At 59.0% G+C, this 19,452-nt stretch carries 19 protein-coding genes; 13 read left to right on the forward strand and 6 right to left on the reverse strand.

The window, feature by feature from the left end; translation table 11 throughout:
* The first annotated feature begins 15 nt into the window (after positions 1 to 15).
* The 7 genes from odhB (at position 16) to ACYZUM_RS04895 (ending at position 8,120) form a co-directional block, all read left to right on the forward strand.
* A complete protein-coding gene (gene odhB / locus ACYZUM_RS04865; protein ID WP_041074387.1) occupies positions 16 to 1,239 on the forward strand; it encodes a 2-oxoglutarate dehydrogenase complex dihydrolipoyllysine-residue succinyltransferase in 1,224 nt (407 codons plus the stop codon).
* A 97-nt stretch (positions 1,240 to 1,336) separates the two neighbouring features.
* Positions 1,337 to 2,773 (forward strand): dihydrolipoyl dehydrogenase, encoded by a 1,437-nt coding sequence (lpdA, locus tag ACYZUM_RS04870; protein ID WP_041074385.1) that lies wholly within the window; start codon positions 1,337 to 1,339, stop codon positions 2,771 to 2,773.
* 201 nt (positions 2,774 to 2,974) lie between these two features.
* The gene (sucC, locus tag ACYZUM_RS04875; protein ID WP_003223015.1) at positions 2,975 to 4,141 is read left to right on the forward strand and encodes an ADP-forming succinate--CoA ligase subunit beta; all 1,167 of its coding nucleotides are present in this window, start codon (positions 2,975 to 2,977) and stop codon (positions 4,139 to 4,141) included.
* Positions 4,141 to 5,022 (forward strand): succinate--CoA ligase subunit alpha, encoded by an 882-nt coding sequence (gene sucD, locus ACYZUM_RS04880; RefSeq protein WP_003223019.1) that lies wholly within the window; start codon positions 4,141 to 4,143, stop codon positions 5,020 to 5,022. Before sucC ends, sucD begins: the two co-directional genes overlap by 1 nt.
* Before the next feature lie 388 nt (positions 5,023 to 5,410).
* The gene (brnQ, locus tag ACYZUM_RS04885; RefSeq protein ID WP_047292845.1) at positions 5,411 to 6,724 is read left to right on the forward strand and encodes a branched-chain amino acid transport system II carrier protein; all 1,314 of its coding nucleotides are present in this window, start codon (positions 5,411 to 5,413) and stop codon (positions 6,722 to 6,724) included.
* Between the two features lie 257 nt (positions 6,725 to 6,981).
* Positions 6,982 to 7,719: a DUF599 domain-containing protein gene (locus ACYZUM_RS04890; protein ID WP_108182074.1), complete on the forward strand. Its 738-nt coding sequence runs from the start codon at positions 6,982 to 6,984 to the stop codon at positions 7,717 to 7,719.
* Entirely contained in the window at positions 7,719 to 8,120 is a 402-nt protein-coding gene (locus tag ACYZUM_RS04895; RefSeq protein ID WP_041074377.1) for an MAPEG family protein, read from the forward strand. The genes ACYZUM_RS04890 and ACYZUM_RS04895 overlap by 1 nt, the downstream gene beginning before the upstream one ends.
* An 88-nt stretch (positions 8,121 to 8,208) precedes the next feature.
* Here ACYZUM_RS04895 and ACYZUM_RS04900 read toward each other — a convergent pair whose 3' ends face one another.
* Entirely contained in the window at positions 8,209 to 8,445 is a 237-nt protein-coding gene (locus tag ACYZUM_RS04900; protein WP_007962865.1) for a hypothetical protein, read from the reverse strand.
* A gap of 158 nt (positions 8,446 to 8,603) precedes the next feature.
* Between ACYZUM_RS04900 and ACYZUM_RS04905 the strand changes: the two genes are divergently transcribed.
* From ACYZUM_RS04905 to ACYZUM_RS04920, 4 genes are all read left to right on the forward strand, one after another.
* Positions 8,604 to 9,080, forward strand: a complete 477-nt coding sequence (locus tag ACYZUM_RS04905) for a PaaI family thioesterase (RefSeq protein ID WP_108182075.1) — start codon at positions 8,604 to 8,606, stop codon at positions 9,078 to 9,080.
* Positions 9,077 to 9,529, forward strand: coding sequence for a PaaI family thioesterase (locus ACYZUM_RS04910; protein WP_108182076.1), 453 nt, complete (start codon positions 9,077 to 9,079; stop codon positions 9,527 to 9,529). The genes ACYZUM_RS04905 and ACYZUM_RS04910 overlap by 4 nt, the downstream gene beginning before the upstream one ends.
* 81 nt (positions 9,530 to 9,610) lie before the next feature.
* Positions 9,611 to 11,515 (forward strand): molecular chaperone HtpG, encoded by a 1,905-nt coding sequence (htpG, locus tag ACYZUM_RS04915; RefSeq protein WP_108184369.1) that lies wholly within the window; start codon positions 9,611 to 9,613, stop codon positions 11,513 to 11,515.
* A gap of 68 nt (positions 11,516 to 11,583) precedes the next feature.
* On the forward strand, positions 11,584 to 12,312 hold the full coding sequence (locus ACYZUM_RS04920) for a dienelactone hydrolase family protein (RefSeq protein WP_108182077.1): 729 nt from the start codon (positions 11,584 to 11,586) through the stop codon (positions 12,310 to 12,312).
* A 157-nt stretch (positions 12,313 to 12,469) separates the two neighbouring features.
* On the opposite strand, the gene ACYZUM_RS04925 is transcribed toward ACYZUM_RS04920, so the two are convergent.
* Positions 12,470 to 13,333 (reverse strand): pirin family protein, encoded by an 864-nt coding sequence (locus tag ACYZUM_RS04925; protein ID WP_108182078.1) that lies wholly within the window; start codon positions 13,331 to 13,333, stop codon positions 12,470 to 12,472.
* Between the two features lie 61 nt (positions 13,334 to 13,394).
* Positions 13,395 to 13,811, reverse strand: coding sequence for an OsmC family protein (locus ACYZUM_RS04930; RefSeq protein ID WP_027614046.1), 417 nt, complete (start codon positions 13,809 to 13,811; stop codon positions 13,395 to 13,397).
* Between the two features lie 129 nt (positions 13,812 to 13,940).
* On the opposite strand from ACYZUM_RS04930, the gene ACYZUM_RS04935 reads away from it, so the two are divergent.
* A complete protein-coding gene (locus ACYZUM_RS04935) occupies positions 13,941 to 14,996 on the forward strand; it encodes an amidohydrolase family protein (RefSeq protein WP_108182079.1) in 1,056 nt (351 codons plus the stop codon).
* Between the two features lie 130 nt (positions 14,997 to 15,126).
* Complete coding sequence (locus ACYZUM_RS04940) at positions 15,127 to 16,752, forward strand: methyl-accepting chemotaxis protein (protein ID WP_108182080.1); 1,626 nt, start codon at positions 15,127 to 15,129, stop codon at positions 16,750 to 16,752.
* Positions 16,753 to 16,945: 193 nt separating this feature from the next.
* Here ACYZUM_RS04940 and ACYZUM_RS04945 read toward each other — a convergent pair whose 3' ends face one another.
* Genes ACYZUM_RS04945 through purM form a run of 3 tightly spaced genes read right to left on the reverse strand, consistent with a single transcriptional unit; the run spans position 16,946 to position 19,376 of the window.
* A complete protein-coding gene (locus tag ACYZUM_RS04945) occupies positions 16,946 to 17,659 on the reverse strand; it encodes a DUF3108 domain-containing protein (RefSeq protein ID WP_007962880.1) in 714 nt (237 codons plus the stop codon).
* Between the two features lie 8 nt (positions 17,660 to 17,667).
* A complete protein-coding gene (gene purN / locus ACYZUM_RS04950) occupies positions 17,668 to 18,318 on the reverse strand; it encodes a phosphoribosylglycinamide formyltransferase (RefSeq protein WP_108182081.1) in 651 nt (216 codons plus the stop codon).
* On the reverse strand, positions 18,318 to 19,376 hold the full coding sequence (purM, locus tag ACYZUM_RS04955; RefSeq protein ID WP_047292867.1) for a phosphoribosylformylglycinamidine cyclo-ligase: 1,059 nt from the start codon (positions 19,374 to 19,376) through the stop codon (positions 18,318 to 18,320). The genes purN and purM overlap by 1 nt, the downstream gene beginning before the upstream one ends.
* Between the last annotated feature and the right edge of the window lie 76 nt (positions 19,377 to 19,452).

Consider the following 19,452-nt stretch of genomic DNA (forward strand, 5'->3'; position numbering starts at 1 on the left):
AAGGAACCACAGATAATGGCTATCGAGATCAAAGCCCCCACTTTCCCGGAATCGGTTGCCGATGGCACCGTTGCCACCTGGCACAAACAACCGGGCGACGCCGTCAAGCGTGACGAACTGATCGTCGACATCGAAACCGACAAAGTCGTACTGGAAGTGCTGGCTACCGCCGACGGCGTGCTGGGCGCAATCGTCAAGAACGAAGGCGACACCGTTCTGTCCGACGAAGTCCTGGGCTCCATCGTTGAAGGCGGCGCTGCTGCCGCTGCTCCAGCCGCCGCTGCTGCTCCGGCTGCTGCTGCCGCTGCCCCGGCTGCTGCCGAAGGCGAAGACGATCCTGTTGCTGCTCCGGCTGCGCGCAAGCTGGCTGAAGAAAACGGCATCAACATCGCTTCCGTTGCCGGCACCGGCAAAGGCGGTCGTGTGACCAAGGAAGACGTGGTGGCTGCTGTTGCCGCGAAGAAAGCCGCTCCGGCTGCTGCACCTGCCAAGGCTGCTGCTCCGGCTGCCGCTGCGCCGGTATTCGCTGCTGGTGACCGCGTTGAAAAACGTGTGCCGATGACCCGTCTGCGTGCCAAGGTTGCCGAGCGTCTGGTAGAAGCCCAGTCGAACATGGCGATGCTGACCACGTTCAACGAAGTCGACATGACCGAAGTCATGGCCCTGCGTTCGAAGTACAAGGACCTGTTCGAGAAGTCCCACAACGGCGTACGCCTGGGCTTCATGTCGTTCTTCGTCAAGGCGGCCACCGAAGCGCTGAAACGCTTCCCGGCGGTCAACGCTTCGATCGACGGCGCAGACATCGTTTACCACGGCTACGCCGACATCGGTGTTGCCGTTTCCAGCGACCGTGGTCTGGTTGTTCCGGTTCTGCGTAACGCCGAGCTGATGAGCCTGGCTGAAATCGAAGGCGGCATCGCCACATTCGGCAAAAAAGCCCGTGACGGCAAACTGTCGATGGAAGAGATGACCGGTGGTACCTTCACCATCACCAACGGTGGTACCTTCGGCTCGATGATGTCGACTCCGATCGTCAACCCGCCGCAGGCAGCGATTCTGGGCATGCACAACATCATCCAGCGTCCTATGGCCATCAACGGTCAGGTCGTGATCCGTCCGATGATGTACCTGGCACTGTCCTACGATCACCGTCTGATCGATGGCAAAGAAGCTGTAACCTTCCTGGTGACCATCAAGAACCTGCTGGAAGATCCGGCTCGTCTGTTGCTGGATATCTGATAGAAGCAGCCATGCGCTGCGGGTGGCGTATCGTCGGCAACGACGGTACGGCCCGCAGCGCGCGGCTTGAAGCTTTTCGCTAAAGAGGATTTTTTGAATGTCGCAGAAATTTGACGTAGTAGTGATCGGTGCCGGCCCTGGCGGCTATGTAGCTGCCATCAAGGCCGCGCAGCTGGGGCTCACCACTGCCTGCATCGAGAAGTACACCGACGCTGAAGGCAAACAGGCCCTCGGCGGTACTTGCCTGAACGTCGGCTGCATTCCGTCCAAGGCGCTGCTGGACAGCTCCTGGAAGTACAAGGAAGCCAAAGAGAGCTTCAACGTTCACGGTATCTCGACCGGCGAAGTCAAAATGGACGTCGCTGCGATGGTTGGCCGCAAGGCTGGCATCGTCAAGAACCTGACTGGCGGCGTTGCCACCCTGTTCAAGGCTAACGGCGTTACTTCGATCCAGGGCCACGGCAAGCTGCTGGCTGGCAAGAAGGTCGAAGTCACCAAGCCGGACGGTTCGGTTGAAGTCATCGAAGCCGAAAACGTCATCCTGGCCCCAGGTTCGCGTCCGATCGACATTCCACCGGCTCCGGTCGATCAGAAAGTCATCGTCGATTCGACTGGCGCTCTGGAGTTCCAGGCCGTACCTAAGCGTCTGGGCGTGATCGGCGCTGGCGTGATCGGTCTGGAACTGGGTTCGGTGTGGTCGCGTCTGGGTGCAGAAGTGACTGTCCTGGAAGCCCTGGACACTTTCCTGATGGCAGCCGACACCGCTGTTTCCAAGGAAGCGCTGAAAACTCTGACCAAACAGGGTCTGGACATCAAGCTGGGCGCTCGCGTGACCGGTTCGAAAGTGAACGGCGACGAAGTCGTTGTTAACTACACCGATGCCAACGGCGAACAGACCATCACTTTCGACAAGCTGATCGTAGCCGTTGGTCGCCGTCCGGTGACCACTGATCTGCTGGCTGCCGACAGCGGCGTGACCCTGGACGAGCGCGGTTTCGTGCACGTTGACGATCACTGCGCCACCACCGTACCGGGCGTCTACGCCATCGGTGACGTGGTGCGCGGCATGATGCTGGCGCACAAGGCCTCGGAAGAGGGCATCATGGTTGTCGAGCGCATCAAGGGCCACAAAGCCCAGATGAACTATGACCTGATCCCATCGGTTATTTATACTCACCCGGAAATCGCGTGGGTTGGCAAAACCGAGCAGGCCTTGAAAGCCGAAGGCGTTGAAGTTAACGTCGGCACCTTCCCGTTCGCCGCTTCCGGCCGTGCCATGGCCGCCAACGATACCGGTGGTTTCGTCAAGGTCATCGCTGATGCCAAGACTGACCGCGTATTGGGCGTGCACGTGATTGGCCCGAGCGCTGCAGAACTGGTTCAGCAGGGCGCGATCGGTATGGAATTCGGCACCAGCGCTGAAGACCTGGGCATGATGGTTTTCTCCCATCCGACCCTGTCTGAAGCCTTGCACGAAGCTGCTCTGGCGGTGAATGGCGGCGCCATCCACATTGCCAACCGCAAGAAGCGTTAAGACACACAATAAGAAACCACGGCGGTAACGGCCCGTCGTGAGCCTTGCGAGCAAGTCTCACCGCGGAATGTCCGCTGGACGCAGTCTTGCGTAGCTGAATCGGGTAACCGGAAGGCTACGCAAGCAGCAGTCACAGGTGGCGCGGCACTCATCAAGAGCGCAGCGCCGAATGCGCAGTACCTAACGAAGACGGTAAAAAGCATGAATCTTCACGAGTATCAGGGTAAGCAGCTGTTCGCTGAATACGGCCTGCCAGTTTCCACTGGTTACGCAGTAGACACCCCGGAAGCAGCAGCAGAAGCTTGCGACAAAATCGGCGGCAGCGAGTGGGTTGTCAAAGCCCAGGTCCACGCCGGTGGTCGCGGTAAAGCGGGCGGCGTCAAGCTGGTTCGCAACAAAGAAGACGCCAAGGCCTTCGCACAGCAGTGGCTGGGCAAGCGTCTGGTGACTTACCAGACTGACGCCAATGGTCAGCCAGTCACCAAGATCCTGGTTGAATCGTGCACTGATATCGCTAAAGAGCTGTACCTGGGCGCTGTCGTTGACCGTTCGAGCCGTCGCATCGTGTTCATGGCTTCCACCGAAGGTGGCGTGGACATCGAGAAAATCGCTCACGACACTCCAGAAAAAATTCTGAAAGCCACTATCGATCCACTGGTTGGCGCTCAGCCATTCCAGGGTCGCGAGCTGGCGTTCCAACTGGGTCTGGAAGGCAAGCAAGTTGCCCAGTTCGCCAAGATCTTCGTCGGTCTGGCCAAACTGTTCCAGGATCACGATCTGGCCCTGCTGGAAGTGAACCCGCTGGTGATCAAGGCTGACGGCGATCTGCACTGCCTGGACGCCAAGATCAACATCGACGCCAACGCCATGTACCGTCAGCCTAAGCTGAAGACTTTCCACGATCCGTCGCAAGACGATCCGCGCGAAGCGCACGCTGCCAAGTTCGAACTGAACTACGTAGCCCTGGAAGGCAACATCGGCTGCATGGTCAACGGTGCCGGCCTGGCCATGGGTACCATGGACATCGTCAACCTGCACGGCGGCAAGCCAGCCAACTTCCTCGACGTAGGTGGTGGTGCTACCAAAGAGCGCGTGACCGAAGCCTTCAAGATCATCCTGTCCGACACCAACGTCGCTGCAGTACTGGTCAACATCTTCGGTGGCATCGTTCGCTGCGACATGATTGCCGAAGGCATCATCGGCGCCGTGAAAGAAGTCGGCGTGAAAATCCCGGTTGTTGTTCGCCTTGAAGGCAACAACGCTGAGCTGGGCGCTAAAGTACTGGCAGAAAGCGGTTTGAACATCATCGCTGCTACCAGCCTGACCGACGCTGCTCAACAAGTTGTCAAAGCTGCGGAGGGCAAATAATGAGCGTCCTGATCAATAAAGACACCAAAGTTATCTGCCAGGGTATTACCGGTTCGCAAGGTAGTTTCCACACCCAGCAAGCCATCGAATACGGCACCAAGATGGTTGGTGGTGTAACTCCGGGCAAAGGCGGCACCGAGCACCTGGGTCTGCCAGTGTTCAACACCGTTAAAGACGCAGTCGCAGCCACTGGCGCTACCGCCAGCGTGATCTACGTTCCGGCTCCTTTCTGCAAGGACTCGATCCTGGAAGCGGCGTTCGGCGGCATCAAGCTGATCGTCTGCATCACCGAAGGCATTCCTACCCTGGACATGCTGGACGCTAAAGTTAAGTGCGACGAGCTGGGTGTTACCCTGATCGGCCCTAACTGCCCAGGCGTGATCACTCCAGGCGAATGCAAGATTGGCATCATGCCAGGTCACATTCACTTGCCAGGCAAGGTCGGTATCGTTTCGCGTTCCGGCACCCTGACCTACGAAGCTGTGAAGCAGACCACTGACGCCGGTTTCGGTCAGTCGACTTGCGTCGGCATCGGTGGTGACCCGATCCCGGGTTCGAACTTCATCGACATCCTGAAGCTGTTCCAGGAAGACCCGAAGACCGAAGCGATCGTGATGATCGGCGAGATCGGCGGTTCGGCTGAAGAAGAAGCGGCTGCCTACATCAAGGCACACGTGACCAAGCCGGTTGTTTCCTACATCGCGGGTGTGACTGCTCCTCCGGGCAAGCGCATGGGCCATGCTGGCGCAATCATCTCTGGCGGCAAAGGCACTGCAGACGAGAAATTCGCTGCGCTGCAAGACGCAGGCGTAAAAACCGTGCGTTCGCTGGCAGACATCGGCAAGGCCCTGGCCGAGCTGACCGGTTGGGCTGTCAAGTAAGCCTCGTGCTTGACTGACGCTTCACCAGACAAAGGCCACCTTCGGGTGGCCTTTGTTGTTTCTGAAGATCAAAAGATCGCAGCCTTCGGCAGCTCCTACAGATGATCTTGTGTAGGAGCTGCCGAAGGCTGCGATCTTTTGATCTTTGCTTTGTTTATGAAATTTAAATGCGTAAACGCGACACCGACACGTCGTGTATCGGATAGTTCGCCCTCAAACAGTGCGTTTGTCAGACAAATTCGTTAGGCTAGCAGCCATTTTTGCGTCTGCCGCTCACAAGGCATGCAACGCGCTAAACGGGTCAGCCCCATACGGACTGACAGCATTTCCCTGACCCAAAAGGGAAATCCCCCTCTAAATTCCGATTCAGTAGTGTGGTATTTCCTTAATGAAAGTTTTGAAAGGTCAGGACATCCTGGCACTGGGCTTTATGACATTTGCCCTGTTCGTCGGGGCCGGCAACATCATTTTCCCGCCTATCGTCGGCCTGCAGTCCGGACCTAACGTCTGGATGGCGGCGCTGGGCTTTTTGATCACGGCAGTCGGCCTGCCGGTGGTCACCGTTGTCGCTCTGGCCAAGGTCGGCGGGGCGATGGACGCGCTGAGCAGCCCGATTGGCAAGATCGCCGGTGGTGTCCTCGCCGCGGCGTGCTACCTGGCGGTCGGCCCGTTGTTCGCCACCCCGCGGACTGCGACCGTCTCCTTTGAAGTGGGTCTGGCGCCACTGACCGGCGAAAGTCCGCTGGCGCTGTTCCTCTACAGCTCGGTGTACTTCCTGCTGGTGTTCTTCATCTCGCTGTATCCGGGCCGTCTGCTCGATACCGTGGGGCGTTTCCTCGCGCCGCTGAAAATCATCGCCCTGGCGGTACTCGGTATCGCCGCGTTCGCCTTGCCGGCCGGTGATATTGGCCAGGCTACGCCTGAATACGTCGCGGCACCGTTCTCCCAGGGCTTCATCAATGGTTACCTGACCATGGATACCCTCGGCGCGCTGGTCTTCGGCATCGTCATCGTCAACGCGATCCGCTCCCGTGGCGTCGAGTCGCCTGCGCTGATCACCCGTTACGCAATCATTGCCGGCCTGATCGCCGGTGTCGGTCTGGCGCTGGTGTACATCAGCCTGTTCCGCCTCGGCTCCGGCAGCCACGAAGTCGCGGTCGGTGCCACTAACGGCGCGGCGGTGCTGCATGCTTACGTGCAACACACCTTCGGTTCGCTGGGCAGCGGTTTCCTCGCGGTGCTGATCTCGCTGGCGTGCCTGGTGACGGCGGTCGGTCTGACCTGCGCCTGCGCCGAGTACTTCAGTCGCGTACTGCCACTGTCCTACAAGACACTGGTGATCATCCTGGCCGCGTTTTCGCTGCTGGTGTCAAACCTGGGCCTGACCAAGCTGATCGCGTTCTCGATCCCGGTACTGACCGCAATCTACCCGCCGTGCATCGTTCTGGTGGCCCTGAGCTTCTGCAAGGACTTCTGGCATGAACACGGGCGGATCCTCGGCCCGGTCATGCTGGTGTCGTTCCTGTTCGGCACCATCGACGCGCTCAAGGGCGCCGGTCTGGCTGACTGGATGCCGTCGCAGCTGGCGCACCTGCCGCTGAGTGAGCAGGGTCTGGCGTGGCTGGTGCCATGCGTGATGACCCTGGTGGTCGCCGTGGTCTGCGATCGCCTGCTGGGCAAGCGCAGCGAAGCCGTTGCCTGACGTTGTCTGACCCGCCACAAGCGGGTCTTCAGCGCTTAAACAGAAATGCCCCGTATCAATCGATACGGGGCATTTTTTATGGGCGTCTGGCAGTGTCTTTTTCCGCGAGCTAACGTCGAAGGGTTGCCGAAGTCTTGATGTGGGAGCGAGCCTGCTCGCGAAAGCGTTGTGTCAGCCGCCATCAATGTTGTGCGATACGCCGCTTTCGCGAGCAGGCTCGCTCCCACAGGTAGCATCCATACTCCACAGGGAATTGCATGTCGTTCATCCAAGCCAACCTGATCCACCTGCTGGCCGCGCTCTGGTTTGTCATCTGCTGGGGCGGCTACACCCGTTATGCGTCGTGGAAGGCCCGCGATACCGCGTGCCTGGCCAGTGTGTTGCACCTGTATCGCGAAGACTGGATGCGCCGCATGCTCCTGCGTGACAACCGCATCGCCGACGCCAGCGTTATCGGCAATCTGGAGCGTAACGCCTCGTTCTTCGCCTCCAGCACCCTGATTATTCTTGCCGGTATTCTGACCGTGCTCGGTGCGTCCGAACGCGCCGTGTCGTTGCTGGCGGATATCCCGATGGTGCAGCAGGCATCGCAGGGCATGTCGGAGATCAAGTTGCTGTGCCTGGCGCTGGTGTTCGTCTATGCGTTTTTCACGTTCAGTTGGTGCATGCGTCAGTACAACTTTGCGGCGGTGCTGGTCGGCTCAGCGCCAATGATCGGCGAGCGCCAAGTGTCCGAGCAGGAGCGCAAGGCGTTCGCAATGCGGGCGGCACGGGTGATTTCGATGGCGGCCAACCAGTTCAACTTCGGTCTGCGTTCCTACTACTTCGGCATGAGCATGCTGGCGTGGTTTGTCAGCCCATGGTTGTTCATGTTGATGAGTGCCGGTGTGGTTCTAGTGTTGTACCGCCGCGAGTTTCATTCCGACGTGCTCGATGTGATGGTCTATACCCCTACAGAGGCGCCATTGCCCGAAACCAATAAAGAGGCCGCTTGATGAGTATTCCGTTCTGGTGTGTGTTTATCAGTGCATTGTTGATCTACATCGCGCGTATGCCGGTGGGTAAAGCCATGAAAGAGCAGGGCGGTTACAACAACCACCTGCCGCGCCAACAACAGGCGCAACTCACTGGTTATGGCGCGCGGGCGCTGGCGGCGCATCAGAACTGCATCGAAGCGTTCATCCTCTTCGCCGTGGGTGTGCTGATGGCGCACACCACGCAAACCCAAGGCTGGTTGATTGATGCTCTGGCAATCATCTTTGTGATCGCGCGGATTCTTTACGTGTGGTTGTATCTGGCGGATAAACCAGCCCTGCGCAGTCTGGTGTGGCTGGTCGGCCTGCTCTGCAGTTTGTTGCTGATGATTAGTCCGACTTTTAGAACCGTATTGCTCTAAGAAAGCCTCTAAGCCAAGACTGACCAAAAATCACAGGCAAAAGAAAACCCGCACTTGGCGGGTTTTCTTTTTCTGCATCAAGTCGCAATTATTGCTTCTTGGCAGCTTCTTCTTGAGCAGCTTGATTCGATTCAGCCTGAGCTTTGGCAGCTTCGGCGTTTTCTTTTGCTGCGTCGTTCACTTTATCCTGAGCTTTGTTCATGTCCTGCTGAGCTTGCTCAGCATGTTGGTTGGCATCTTGAGCTTTGTCCTCGGATTTTTTATCGCAGGCAGCGAGACCGAGGGAAGCGGTCAACATCAAGGCAATAGCTAAAGTCTTACGCATGGGGTGTTTCTCCTTATGGAAAATAACTACTGGCCTTAAGAGCGCAGCGCCAAAGGTTAAGTTCCTCATTTTGTTCAGATATATAAGTTTGTTTTTCAGTGGAACTTTTGCCGTATTGCTTACTACTGGCAAAAGGCTCTAACGAGAGTAATTATCAAATGGCTGAAAACCCCGTTTTTGAGCGCGCGACACGCTTTCTCTCCGCGCTGCGCCATTGTCAGGTGCTCGGTTTGACGGTGCACAGCGCCAACAGCGAAGGGCTGACAGTGAAGCTGCCGTACAGCGCGCAAATCGTTGGCAATCCGCAAACCGGGGTCATCCACGGCGGCGCGATTACTTCGCTGATGGACACCGCATGCGGCATGTCCACATTGTGCGTGCTCCCGGAATTCGAAGTCTGCCCGACCCTGGACCTGCGCATCGACTACATGCACGCCGCAGAGCCGAACAAGGACGTCTACGGTTTCGCCGAGTGTTATCGGGTCACCACCGATGTGATCTTCGCCCGCGGTTTTGCCTATCAGGACGATCCGCAGCAACCCATAGCCCATGTTGTTGGCACGTTCATGCGCATGGGCAAGGGGCTGAAAGGCACCCAGGGATTTGGCGGCAGGATCAAAGGAGAACTTCGATGAGCGATGACTGGAAGCAACAACTGCTGCTGGCTCACGCCCAGGGCGATTACGCGCCTTTGCTGCAGATGATTCCCTACGCCGGGCTGATCGGCGTCGAATGCTCGCGAGTCGGTGATGACCTGCTATTCAAGCTGCCGGCGAACAAGGACAACATTGGTAACCCTTTATTGCCTGCGATCCATGGCGGGGTGATCGCCGGATTCATGGAGCTGGCAGCCGCGTTGCATTTGTTGATCTTCACCGGAGCGCCCGGGGTACCGAAGATCATCGATTTTTCCCTGGATTACCTGCGCGCCGGGCAGTTTCGCGACACTTGGGCCAAATGTCAGGTCTGCCGTCAGGGCCGGCGCGTGGCCAACGTCGCCATTGCGGCCTGGCAAAGTACCGAGAGCGAACCGATCGCCACCGCCCGTGCACACTTCAAAATCGATGAGCCCTTGAAATCCTGAACGCTGCCCCCAACTCAGTGAACAACCCGCCGCCGACCCTCCGGGTCGCGGCCACTGCCATCTGATTGGAGTTTGATGACCATGAGTGTGGAAACTCAAAAGGAAACCCTGGGCTTCCAGACCGAGGTAAAGCAGCTGCTGCACCTCATGATCCATTCGCTGTATTCCAACAAGGAAATCTTCCTTCGCGAATTGATCTCGAACGCCTCTGACGCTGTCGACAAGCTGCGCTTCGAAGCTCTGGCCAAGCCGGAATTGCTCGAAGGTGGCGCTGAACTGAAAATCCGTGTGAGCTTCGACAAGGACGCCAAGACCGTCACCCTCGAAGACAACGGTATCGGCATGAACCGTGACGATGTGATCACCCACCTGGGGACCATCGCCAAATCCGGTACCGCCGATTTCATGAAGAATCTCTCGGGCGATCAGAAGAAAGATTCGCACCTGATCGGCCAGTTTGGTGTGGGCTTCTACTCCGCCTTCATCGTGGCGGACAAAGTCGATGTGTACAGCCGTCGCGCCGGCACTCCTGCCAGCGAAGGCGTGCACTGGTCGTCGAAAGGCGAGGGCGAGTTCGAAGTTGCCACTATCGACAAGCCAGAGCGTGGTACCCGCATCGTCCTGCACCTGAAGTCCGGTGAAGACGAGTTCGCCGATGGCTGGCGTCTGCGCAACATCATCAAGAAATACTCCGACCACATCGCGCTGCCGATCGAGCTGCCGAAAGAAGTGGCTGCTGCCGAGGGCGAAGAGAAACCAGCGGTTGAATGGGAAACCGTCAACCGCGCCAGCGCCCTGTGGACCCGTCCGCGCACTGAAGTGAAGGACGAGGAATACCAGGAGTTCTACAAGCATATCGCCCACGACTTCGAAAACCCGCTGGCCTGGAGCCACAACAAAGTCGAAGGCAAGCTCGAGTACAGCTCGTTGCTGTACGTGCCGGCCCGCGCGCCGTTCGACCTGTACCAGCGTGAAGCGCCGAAAGGCCTGAAGCTCTACGTGCAGCGCGTGTTCGTGATGGATCAGGCCGAGTCGTTCCTGCCCCTGTACCTGCGCTTCATCAAAGGTGTGGTCGACTCCAACGACCTGTCGCTGAACGTGTCGCGGGAAATCCTGCAGAAAGACCCGATCATCGACTCGATGAAGTCGGCGCTGACCAAGCGCGTGCTGGACATGCTGGAAAAACTGGCGAAGAACGAGCCGGAGCAATACAAGGGCTTCTGGAAAAACTTCGGTCAGGTCATGAAAGAAGGCCCGGCAGAAGATTTCGCCAACAAGGAAAAAATTGCCGGTCTGCTGCGCTTCGCATCGACCACCGAAGGTGATGGCGAGCAGATCGTCGGTCTGGCTGACTACCTGACGCGCGCCAAGGAAGGTCAGGACAAGATCTACTACCTCACCGGTGAAACCTACGCGCAAGTCAAGAACAGCCCGCACCTGGAAGTCTTCCGCAAGAAAGGCATCGAAGTGCTGCTGCTGACCGATCGCATCGACGAGTGGCTGATGAGCTACCTCAGCGAATTCGACGGCAAGACCTTTGTCGACGTGGCACGCGGTGATCTTGATCTGGGCAACCTGGACTCGGAAGAGGACAAGAAAGCTGCAGAAGAAGTCGCCAAGTCCAAAGAAGGTCTGGTCGAGCGCCTGAAAACCGCGCTGGGCGACTCCGTTGCCGAGGTTCGCGTCTCTCACCGTCTGACCGACTCGCCAGCCATTCTGGCCATCGGTGAACAGGACCTGGGCCTGCAAATGCGCCAGATCCTCGAAGCCAGCGGACAGAAAGTGCCGGAGTCGAAGCCGATTTTCGAATTCAACCCGAGCCACCCGCTGATCGAGAAACTCGACGGCGAGCAGAACGAAGGGCGTTTTGGCGACCTGTCGCACATCCTCTTCGATCAGGCCGCTCTGGCGGCTGGCGAAAGCTTGAAAGACCCGGCCGCTTATGTGACCCGTCTGAACAAGCTGCTGGTTGAGTTGTCAGCCTAATCACGATGTAGAAAAACCCGCTTCGGCGGGTTTTTTCATTCTGGTGTTTAACTAATCAGGAGTCAGAAATGAGCCAAGTTACTGTTCGTTCCGTGGTCTATCAGTTGGATGGTCAGCCCTATGAAGGTCGTCTGGCGTTCGACGCCGAGCACAAGGGCGCGCGCCCGGGCCTGTTGATGGCGCCGAACTGGATGGGCGTCAGCGCCGGTGCCGAGGAGATCGCCAAGTCGGTCGCGGCCAAGGGTTACGTGGTGTTGATTGCTGACGTGTACGGGCAGGCAGTGCGTCCGCAGAACGCTGACGAGGCCGGCGCGGCGATGATGCCGCTGAAGAACGATCGTGCACTGCTGCGCAAGCGTATGCAGGCGGCGTTCGAACAACTGCAGAAGCAGGGCGAGGCGGCGGTCGATACCTCGAAGCTGGCAGTGTTCGGTTTCTGCTTCGGCGGTTGCTGTGCGCTGGATCTGGCGCGTACCGGTGCACCGGTGAAGGCGGCGGTGTCGTTCCACGGCACGCTTGACTCACCGAACCCGGCCGATGCGCAGAACATCAAGGGCTCAGTGCTGGTGTTGCACGGTGCTTCCGACCCGTTGGTGCCGAAAGAGCAATTGCCGGCGTTCGAAGATGAAATGAACGCGGCGAAGGTCGATTGGCAGTTGCTCAGCTATGGCGGTGCGGTGCACTCATTCACCGATCCGCATGCCAATGTGCCAGGCAAGATGATGTACGACGCGAAGACCGCCCAGCGTGCGTTCAAGTCGATGCATGATCTGCTGGAGGAAGTGTTCAACGGCTGATTGTGCAGTCAGGCATTGACTCGGTTGGTGCCTGATCTGGCCTCATCGCTGGCAAGCCAGCTCCCACAGTGTTCGATTCGTTTGCTGGATATTTGTCCGGCGCTAAACCTGTGGGAGCTGGCTTGCCAGCGATGGCTGACTAACAGGCGACACAGAGCTAAGGCAATTCAATCCGCTCAACTTCCCCCGGTACCGTCGGCCAATCCCCGGCCGCCCACTTGCGCCGCGCCTCATCGATCGCCGCCGGATCGCTCGCGACGAAATTCCAGTTGATCCGCCGTGGCCCGTCCAGTGCTGCGCCGCCAAACACCACCGCGTGCACATCGCTTTCGGCAAACAGGCTCATCGCTTCCCCGCCCGGCAACACCGCCAGCGCGTGGGGTTCGAGGGGCTCGCCATTCAATTGCGCATCGCCACTCAGCACATACACCGCGCGTTCTGCGTGCTCGGTCGGGATCAGCAGTGTGGTCGCGGTCTGCATCTTCACTTCGGCATACAGCGTAGGAGAAAGCACCGGCACCGGCGATTCCAGGCAAAAGCCTGACCCGGCAATCATCCGAATCTGCACGCCAAGGTTATTGCTGACCGGCAAGGTTGCGGCCGGGTGATGGCTGTAATGCCCAGGGCCTTGCTCATGATCCTTGGGCGAAGCCAGCCAGATCTGCAAACCGTGCATCGTGAAGCTTTGCGCCCACAACGGCGCGGGCGTGCGCTCGACATGGGCAATCGCACTGCCGGCGGTCATCCAGCTGACATCGCCGGCGCTGACCACTTGATCGGAGCCAAGGCTGTCCTTGTGCTGGATCTGCCCTTCGAAGAGGTAGGTCAGGGTCGACAGACCAATGTGCGGATGCTGTCGGATGTTCATGCCTTTGCCCGTCGGATAAACCGTCTCGAGCATGTGGTCGAAAAATACAAATGGCCCGACGCTGCGGCATTTGGCTGACGGCAGCGGGCGCAGGATCGGCTGGCCTTCGACGTCTTCGGCGCGCGGGCGGATGATCAGTGGTTGCGTATCCATGGTGCATTCCAGGCTGAGCGGGTGATGCCAGAAGCATAACCCGCCGCTGGCAAGAGGGTGATTACTGGCTGTCGAAGCCTTGTGGAGCGTGGGTTTCGATGCTGACGTCGGTGGTGGTCATCAGTTTGTGGATCGGGCAGCGATCGGCGACGCGCAGCAGTTCTTCACGCTGGGCATCGGTGAGGACGCCCTTGAGGGTAAGCGTCACATGCAGGGCATATTTGCCTTTCTGCTCTTCGCTGTTGTCGCGCTTGACCTCGACACCCACGCCGGTCAGCGGGATGTCTTTCTTCTTCGCGTACATTTTCAGGGTCAGGGCTTTGCAGGCACCGAGCGCGGCGTCGAAGTAGTCGTGTGGCTCGGGGGCTGAGCCTTCGCCGCCGGCAGACTTCGGCACGTCGGCAAATAATTCGTGGTCATCGATCTGTACGGTGTGACGAAAACCTTCGGCGGAGACGGTATTGACGGTAACAGTCATGGCAACCTCACTGGCAGTAGGAAAAAGTCGTGCGATCAAAAAAGACCTTGCAGTTATAGAGCATTCCCACAGAGCCGCGTTCCACTTTCCTGCAAGATGAACCCTTGTTGTCGGCTCAAGGTCTAGGCTATGCCTACCTGTCGGAGATTACTTGTGTCCCTGTTTCGTTTGAGTCTTGCCTGCCTGCTGGCATGTGCCGGTACCGCCAGCGCCCGCGATTACACTTACAGCGATGCGCACCTGCACTATGTGGATTTTTTCCAGGAGACCGCCGGCATGGCGAAATTGCTCACGGCCATGCAGGACAATTCCATCGACCATGTGATGATTTCCGGCATTCCCGTGGCGAAGAAATGGCATGAAGACGAACCCAAACGTCCACGCTATTACGCCGGTGATGACGCCGACGCCTACTGGTACAGCGCCACCGACGTGATCGTTGCCGATGCCGTGCAGAAACTGACGCCGGAGCAGCGTCTGCACTTTCATCCATTCCTCTCAGGCTTCAACCCTAACGACAAGAACTCTGCCGCACACATCCAGCGCCTGCTCGATCTGTATCCGGGTCTGTGGCAGGGCATCGGCGAAGTGTTCACCCGCCATGATGACCTGACGGCACTGACCGCTGGCGATACCCCTCGGGCCAATAACGAAGCGATGAAGCGGATATATCACCTGGCCGCCGAAAACGATCTGCCGGTGATGCTGCATTCCAACATCACTTCCAAGCGTGAGAAAAATCCGCTGTACCTGAAGGAAGTTGAAGAACCGCTGCGAAATCACCCGCACACCCGGTTCATCTGGGCGCACGCCGGCACCAGTGCGGAGATCCATCGGCACCAGACGCAGTTGGAATTCCTTCTGCCCACCGTCAGCCGGATGTTGGAGGCTTACCCGAATCTATTCATCGATCTGTCGTGGAGCATGCTCACGCCGTATCTGCTGGATGAGCAGGGCAAGCCGCGTGCGCAATGGCTGGCATTGGTGGAGAAATACCCTGAGCGCTTTATGCTGGGTTCGGATGTTGTAGGCCGATTCAACAAGCTCGGTGAGGAAATGCGCAGTTTCACGCCGTTCCTTGATGCCTTGCCCGAAGACGTGGCGCGTAAAGTCGCCCGGGATAATTTCTTGGCGATATTGCCGCGAACAGCAGCAAAGTCCGGGAAATCCGCGCTGAATCGTTAATGCCGAGGGTTCGAAGTATCAAGGCCTTTTGATATCACCTTTTCGTCTTACGCAAATTTGCGCGGGGCCGATACCTTCTAGAGCAACCAGCTGCAGGGTTGATGCAGCGCTTTTGGAAGGAACCAGAGTAATGAGCATCCGTAGTCTCAATATTGCGCCGCGTGCCGGCCTGGGTTTTGGTGTGTTGGCCTTGATGGTGTTTGCCTTGGGGGCGTTCGCCCTGCTGCAAATGTCGAACATGCGCGCCCAGTCGGATGAGGTCGACAACAACTGGCTGCCGAGCGTGATGGCGGTTGGCGAGATGAGTCAGGACATGCTGCGCCTGCGTGCGCTGACCATGCGTCTGTTGCTCAATCGGGATCCGCAGGCGCTGGCGCAGAATGTCGCCAAGCTCAATGACCTGCGCGGTGTGTTGAGCGAAGCCCAGCAACGCTATGACGTGTTGATCGTGTTGCCCGAAGAGCGCAAGTTGTTCGACCGCTTCAAGGTCGCCGAGCACCAGTATCTGGAGTTTCAGGCGCAGGTCATGCAGTTGTCCGCGCAGAATCGGGTGGAGGAGGCGGCGGCCATTCTCAACGGTGAGATGAGCCCCTTGGCGGACGACATGGCGGTCACCCTCAAAGAGTTGGTCGAGCTGAACAAGCACAACGCCAACCTTGCCACCGAAGCGGCGCGCCTGGTCTTCATCAATTCGCGGGTCTGGGTCGGCGTGATGATCGGCATCACTGCACTGATCACCATCGGTCTGGCGCTGTTGCTGACCCGCAGCATCGTCTTGCCTCTGACGCAGTCGCTGGGCGTGGCGGAAGTGGTGGCCGGTGGCGATCTGACGGGCGATATCAATATCTCCGGCAAGGACGAACCGGCGCGGCTGCTGCAGGCGCTGAAAAGCATGCAGCACAACCTGCGCGACACCATCCGGCAGATTTCCGAGTCGTCCAGTCAGTTGGCTTCGGCTTCGGAGGAGCTGAGTTGTGTCACCGAAGACGCCACACGTGGGCTGCACCAGCAGAGCCTGGAGATTGAACAGGCCGCCACGGCGGTCAATCAGATGACGGCTGCCGTTGAGGAAGTGGCGAGCAATGCGGTGGCGACGTCCGAGGCGTCACGCGAGTCTGATCGCATCGCCCAGCGTGGTCGCGAGCAGGTCCGGCAGACCGTGACATCAATCGAATCCCTGGCAGATGACGTCACGTCGAATGCCACGCAGGTGGAGGACCTGGCGCAGAAGGTTCACGGCATCAGCAAGGTGCTGGATGTGATCCGCTCGATTGCCGAGCAGACCAACCTGCTCGCGCTAAACGCTGCGATCGAGGCGGCGCGGGCCGGCGATGCCGGTCGCGGCTTCGCGGTGGTGGCCGATGAGGTGCGGGCGCTGGCCCATCGCACCCAGCAATCGACCCAAGAAATCGAACAGATGATCGGCGGTATCCAGCAGGGCACCGATTCGGCGGTCAATTCGATGCAGCAGAGCAGCCTTCGCGCCAATTCAACGCTGGAACTGGCGAAGGCGGCGGGTGAGGCGCTGGAAGAAATCGCCTCGGCGTTCACCTTGATCAACGAGCGCAACCTGGTGATCGCCAGCGCCTCGGAGGAGCAGGCGGCAGTGGCGCGGGAGGTGGACCGCAATCTGATGAATATTCGCGATCTGGCGACGCAGACTTCTGCCGGGGCTAATCAGACCAGTGCGGCGAGCCAGGAGTTGTCGCGGCTGGCGGTGGATTTGAACAATATGGTGGCCAAATTTTCGGTCTGATCTGACCGCTGAAGATCGAGCTGAACCCTGTGGGAGCGAGCCTGCTTGCGAAAGCAGTGTATCAACCACAAACATGTCGGCTGAACTGACGTCTTCGCGAGCAGGCTCGCTCCCACAGGGGATATGTGTCGTCGCGAAAACTGCAGGCATAAAAAAGCCCCGCATCTGCGGGGCTTTTGGTTGTAGCGGCGGATCAGCTGCCTTTAACGGTTTTGCCGTTGACCGTGCCGTCCTGGAGCATGATGTTGTACTCCTTGCCGTCGGTTTCAACCTGTTGCAGACGGACCAGCAGGTAATCCCAATCCTTGGCGAACCACAGCACAGTGATGCGCTTGCTTTGTGTCGGGTCACGCACGCGCTCGACCTTGATTGCATCGATCTTGCCGGCCTTGGTGTCGACTTTCTCGGCACCCAGTACACGGAAGTCATAGGTGTCGACTTCACCGTCGTCGACCACCTGATAGCTCATGGTCTTTTTGCCGGCGGCCACGTCATGCTGCAGCGCCAGCTGGTAGGTCGACTTGTCGACCATGCCACGGTTCAGCGGGATCTTCACCGCGTCGCCACGGTCTGTGCCGGTGACCATCTTGCTGTTCCAGTCGAAGTCCAGATCAGCCTTTTTCGCTTTGCCCAGACCGCCACGTTCGAAGTGGTAGGACTGCGGCAGCAGGGTGTCCTTGTCCAGGGTCAGGGTGCTTTCTTCAGTCAGGCTGGCAATCATCATCGACGCCTTGAAGCTGAGTTTCCAGACGCCGTTGGCTTCCTTGGTCAGGCTGCGTTCGGCGGTGCCACTCATGGGCAACTGTTTCCAGTCGGCAGTGTAGCTGGCGGAGAACGGTTGAAGGTCTGCCGCCTGCGCGAAGGGCAGGGCGAGCAGAGCGCAAGCGAAGAGCAGGGCGCGACGCATAAAATCTCCTAGTGTCGAATCAAGTGGCCGCTGGCCGCGAGTAACTGGCCATCCAGTAAAGCACCTTGCTCACCGAGTGCCAGTCGGCCTTCGGCAAACCAGCGTACAGCCATCGGGTAGATCAGGTGTTCCTGGACATGCACTCGCTGCGCAAGTGTCTGCGGCGTGTCGTGCAACTCTACCGGTATTACTGCCTGTACGACCAGTGGTCCACCATCGAGTTCCTCGGTGACGAAGTGCACGGAGCAGCCGTGTTCCGCGTCGCCGGCCTCGAGCGCCCGCTGATGAGTGTGTAACCCTTTGTATTTGGGCAGCAGCGACGGGTGGATATTGAGCAGGCGACCCTGGTAGTGACGCACGAAATCAGCGCTGAGAATGCGCATGAAGCCGGCCAGCACCACGAGTTTCGGGTTGAATTCGTCGATCAGTTCGATCAGGGCCGCATCGAAGGCCTCGCGACCTTCGAAGGCCTTGTGATCCAGCGAGCGGGTGGCGATACCCGCGTCACTGGCGCGTTGCAGGCCGTAGGCGTCGGCGCGGTTGGAAATCACCGCGGCGATGCGGACCGGGCTGTCGCCGGTCCGCGTGCTGTCGATCAGAGCCTGCAAGTTACTGCCGGTGCCGGACAACAGCACCACGACATCACAGGTCTGGGACATCAGTGAGCCTTGAGGTTTTTCAGCTCGACTTGAGCAGCGCCTTCGGCAGCGGCAGCGATCTGGCCGATGACCCAAGGTTGCTCACCAGCGTCACGCAAGGTGTTGAGGGCGACTTCAACGTGTTCCTGAGCCACGCAGATGACCATGCCAACGCCGCAGTTCAGCACGCGGTGCATCTCGGTCTCGTCAACGTTGCCTTTCTCTTGCAGCCAGTCGAAGACCGCCGGGCGAGTCCAGCTGGCCACGTCAACCACGGCCTGAGCGCCTTTTGGCAGAACACGCGGGATGTTGTCCAGCAGGCCGCCACCGGTGATGTGGGCCATGGCCTTGACTGCGCCGGTGTCCTTGATCAGCTTGAGCAGCGGCTTCACGTAGATGCGGGTCGGGGCCATCAGCAGGTCGGTCAGCGGCTTGCCGTCGAGCTGAACGGTTTCGATGTCGGCGCCGGACACTTCGATGATCTTGCGGATCAGCGAGTAGCCGTTGGAGTGCGGGCCGGACGATGGCAGGGCGATCAGCGCGTCGCCGGTGGCGACTTTCGAGCCGTCAATGATGTCGGCTTTTTCCACGACGCCGACGCAGAAGCCGGCCAGGTCGTAGTCTTCGCCTTCATACATGCCAGGCATTTCAGCGGTTTCGCCGCCAACCAGAGAGCAACCAGCCAGTTCGCAGCCTGCACCGATACCGGTGACGACGGTGGCAGCCACGTCGACGTTCAGCTTGCCGGTGGCGTAGTAGTCGAGAAAGAACAGCGGTTCAGCGCCGCACACCACCAGATCGTTGACGCACATGGCGACCAGGTCCTGGCCGATGCTGTCGTGCTTGTTCAGGTTCAGCGCCAGGCGCAGCTTGGTGCCAACGCCATCGGTGCCGGAAACCAGCACAGGCTGCTTGTAGCCGGCCGGGATCTCGCAGAGGGCGCCGAAACCGCCCAGGCCGCCCATGACTTCCGGGCGCGCAGTGCGCTTGGCGACGCTCTTGATGCGTTCGACCAATGCTTCACCGGCGTCGATGTCTACACCGGCGTCCTTGTAGCTCAGGGAGGGTTGCTTGCTCATGATCCAGGCCTTTAGGGGAGGGGATTCAGGGGTAACGACCGAGTTCAGCGGGAACATCGAAATCGAGAGGGCGATG

The sequence above is a fragment of the Pseudomonas sp. m6p genome, from assembly GCF_055760375.1.